The sequence below is a fragment of the Shewanella sp. 10N.261.52.F9 genome (assembly GCF_041471165.1).
Taxonomy (GTDB): Bacteria; Pseudomonadota; Gammaproteobacteria; order Enterobacterales; family Shewanellaceae; genus Shewanella; species Shewanella marinintestina.
Map to the genome: position 1 here is coordinate 1 of NZ_JBFRNX010000056.1, position 206 is coordinate 206.

Consider the following 206-nt stretch of genomic DNA (forward strand, 5'->3'; position numbering starts at 1 on the left):
CAATTGATATCACTGTTATAGCTGGCGCTTAAGGTGAGCACATCATTGTTATCGACATCAAAGGTGGTGATATCGCCGGTGGCCACAAGGCGATCGGGCTGCAGATCAATACTGTCTTCGGTCACGCTGCCGCTATTGGTTACCGTCAGTTCAGGAATATCGTTGGTACCGGTAATGGTAATAACGACATCTTGGGTGTCAGTATC

The 206-nt window shown here is 48.1% G+C and carries 1 protein-coding gene; it reads right to left on the reverse strand.

Annotated features, from left to right (window positions below; all coding sequences use genetic code 11):
* On the reverse strand, nt 1-206 hold a 206-nt coding region (locus tag AB4298_RS21240; protein ID WP_371988327.1), incomplete at both ends, for a VCBS domain-containing protein.